The 3635-nt window shown below is 46.0% G+C and carries 2 protein-coding genes and 1 tRNA gene; 1 reads left to right on the top strand and 2 read right to left on the bottom strand.

Going from position 1 to position 3635, the window contains the following annotated elements; all coding sequences use genetic code 11:
• A partial coding sequence (locus tag PGX78_RS04225) for a DNA polymerase III subunit alpha (RefSeq protein WP_270445521.1) occupies positions 1-1801 on the bottom strand: 1801 nt, incomplete at its 3' end.
• A 176-nt stretch (positions 1802-1977) separates the two neighbouring features.
• On the opposite strand from PGX78_RS04225, the gene PGX78_RS04230 reads away from it, so the two are divergent.
• Positions 1978-2054 (top strand) — tRNA-Pro (locus tag PGX78_RS04230).
• A gap of 108 nt (positions 2055-2162) precedes the next feature.
• Here PGX78_RS04230 and PGX78_RS04235 read toward each other — a convergent pair.
• Positions 2163-3545 (bottom strand): pyruvate carboxylase subunit B, encoded by a 1383-nt coding sequence (locus tag PGX78_RS04235; RefSeq protein ID WP_270445523.1) that lies wholly within the window; start codon positions 3543-3545, stop codon positions 2163-2165.
• Between the last annotated feature and the right edge of the window lie 90 nt (positions 3546-3635).

The following is a 3635-nucleotide window of genomic DNA, read 5'->3' on the forward strand; positions in this document are numbered from 1 at the left end:
GGACCCCCCCCGCCGTATCCCCTTCCGTCAAAAGGCGGCATGTCGCTTCATCGTCCAAGGAGATCTTGTCTATATCCAAGTCGATGCCGTAATTACGGTTAATCATGGCTACGGCATCGCCGATAACCGTCAAAGTCCGTAACCCGAGAAAGTCCATCTTCAACAAACCCAATTCTTCAACCAAATCCTTGTCGTACTGAGTTGTTAAATAGCCTTCCTTCGAATACTGCATAGGCACGTAATCATCTACAGGTGCTGCTGAAATAACGACGCCGGCCGCATGTGTTGAAGAATGGCGGACCAATCCCTCCAATCGCTTACCGAAGTCGACAAGTCGGCGTACTTCCGCCTTCGTCTCATAATCCTTGCGAAATTCCTTACTCGTCTGCAAGGCCTTATCAAGGGTAATCCCCAATTCGTTAGGCACGGTCTTCATAATGCGGTTCACTTCACTAAGCGGCATATCGAGGACTCGCCCTACGTCCCTGAGGACAGCTCTGGCCGCCAAGGTTCCGAAAGTAATAATCTGTGCCACGTGGTCCTTACCGTATTTACGGGTAACGTAATCGATAATCCGGCTACGATTTTCATAGCAAAAATCCATATCAATATCGGGCATGGTGATACGTTCCGGATTCAGAAACCGTTCAAAAAGCAAATCGTATTTTAACGGATCCAGGCCCGTAATCCCCAATAAATAAGCGACAACGGATCCGGCCGCCGATCCTCTGCCGGGACCTACGGGGATTTTGTGATCACGGGCATACTTTACATAGTCCCAAACAATGAGAAAATACGAAGGAAATCCCATGGCGTTAATAACGCCCAACTCATAATCCAAACGCTCGCGAACGGCATCGGTAATAACCGAATATCGAGTGGGCAATGCCTCTTCGCAGAGCTTGCGTAAATAAGACTCGTCCGTTTCTCCGTCGGGCACGGGAAACTGAGGCAAATGCCGTTCATCGAAAGAGATTTCCACATTACACTTGTCGGCAATTTCCAATGTCGTATCCAAAGCTTCAGGCAAATCGGGGAAAAGTTTTTCCATTTCTTCCCGCGATTTCATATAAAATTCATTATTGGAAAAGCAAAAATGATTCGGGTCATCCAGCGTACTGCCTGTAGAAATACAAAGTTTGACTTCCTGAGCCGGTGCATCATCCTTATCCAAATAGTGGAAGTCGTTCGTCGCTACAAGCTTCAAGCCGTATTCTTCAGCCCAGTCTTTAAAAACACGTCGGACTTCCCGTTCTTCCGCTAAGCCGTGGTTTTGAATCTCCAAGTAAAAATCGTCTTTACCGAAGAGAGAAATAAACCGTTCCAAAGTCTGTCTTGCCTGCATTTCGTTGCCGTTCAATATATCTTGCTGAACCTGCCCTTCAATACATGCCGATAAGGCGATAAGACCTTCGTGATACTGTTCAAGCAAATCGAAGTCGGCCCGCGGTCGATGATAGCTGTTTTCTCCGTCTACAAAAGCCTTGGAAACAATTTTAACCAAATTTTGATAACCGTGAAAATCCTTAGCCAACAAAATTAAATGGCACAATCGTTCCTTCGATTTTTGTTCAAAACGACTCCCTCGTGTCATATAAATTTCGCAGCCTAAAATAGGTTTAATACCTTCTTTTTTAGCCGCCTTATACAAGTGAATGAGTCCATACATATTGCCGTGATCCGTTACGGCCACAGCCGGCATCCCCAAGTCTTTGGCTTTTTTTACCATCTCGGGAATTCGTGTCAACCCGTCAAAAAGACTGTATTGTGTATGATTATGTAAGTGTACAAACGGTTTCATAATATCTCCGAATCATAGGAATTACTATTGACATATACCCTATTATTGTATCACTGAACGGTGATTTTTTCACGCCTCGCCGAGGCGGCTCTTACCGTTGGCGTACAGCAGTTTATACAAAAACCCTTTTCTCCGTTTGACAAATATCCGTATTTTTAGTAGAATAATACCGTTAGCGGGACGTGGCGCAGCTTGGTAGCGCGCTTCCTTGGGGTGGAAGAGGTCGCGAGTTCAAATCTCGCCGTTCCGACCACATGAAAAGACATTGCTCAGCAATGTCTTTTTTCTTTATATAAAAGAGCATCCGTCTGCTACGGTGTATCCCGTCATTCAACACACCGTGCGAGCGGATGCTCTTTTCTTATTCCGTTACGGCCGACTCTTGAGCAGCCTTCCGTTGTTCATCTCTTTTAGCAAAAAAGGGCAATGCCACTTCAGGGAATAAGGCGTAACTCAATACATCTTCAGGCGATGCGTCGGGATAGCCCGCTTCCGCCAAGTCCGCCTTTGCCTTATCCAACTCCGGTTCCAAGTCATCGGCCGGACGATGGTCGATGACCGGTTCATCACCGATACAAAGCTTACGGAAATCTTCGGAAATCTCACCGGGAACTCTCCCGTACTTGCCGCGTACAATATCTCGAACTTCGTTGGTAATCATCTTGTAGCGACCGAATAACACATTCAGAGCCGCAGCTGAACCGGTAATCTGACTGGTAGGCGTAACCAGGGGCGGATAGCCCAAGTCGCGACGAACAGCCGGCATTTCGGCCAGCACGTCATCGAATTTATCTTCTTCGCCTTGACTTTTAAGCTGATTGTACAGGTTCGTCAACATACCGCCGGGAATCTGATACTTTCTGACAGCCGGATTGATTTGGCTCGGCATGGTCAGATTGAATTCCTTTGCCAGTTCCTTACGTACTTCTTTAAAGTGATTCGTAATGGGCCACAGCTTTTCCGTATCGATATCCGTATCGTAAATACTGTTTTGCAAAGCCATGACCATCGTTTCCGTTGCCGGCTGACTGGTAACGGCGCCGAAAGGCGACAAGGCCGTATCGATAATATCGACACCCGCTTCAACAGCCTTCAAATAGGTCATTTCTCCGAATCCGCAGGTGCAATGCGTGTGCAATTCAATGGGAATATGCAGGTGTTTTTTCAGCATGCGCACGAGATTATATGCATCATAAGGCGCCAAAAGGCCCGACATATCTTTAATACAAAGAGAGTCGACACCCATCTCCTGTAATTCCACGGCACCCTTAGTAAAACTTTCCAAGGTATGAATAGGACTGATTGTATAAACCATCGCACCCTGGACATGAACGGACTTCGTATCCTTCCCGGCCTTAATAGCCGATTCAAGGTTACGAGAATCGTTAAGGGCGTCGAAGACGCGAATAATATCAATGCCGTTATCCACGGCCCGGTTGACAAATTCATACACCATATCGTCCGCATAATGTCTGTAACCTAAAATATTTTGACCGCGGAACAACATTTGCAAGGGGGTCTTTTTAATATATCGTTTTAACGTTCTTAACCGTTCCCACGGATCTTCATCAAGGAATCGCATGCACGAGTCAAAAGTGGCACCGCCCCAGCATTCAATAGCGTGGTAGCCGACTTCATCCATAGACTCCAAAACGGGAATCATCTGATTTATACGCATACGTGTTGCCGCAATGGACTGATGCCCGTCACGCAACACCGTTTCCGTAATTTTTACTCTAGCCATATAGCCTCCGTATATATAAAACCAACTATTAGTATAAGGTCATAATTAATGGTACTGGTTTATTATATCATATTTTTTTTGTAAATGAAG

The sequence above is a fragment of the Megasphaera sp. AF13-6AC genome (assembly GCF_027685385.1).
Lineage (GTDB): Bacteria > Bacillota > Negativicutes > Veillonellales > Megasphaeraceae > Megasphaera > Megasphaera micronuciformis.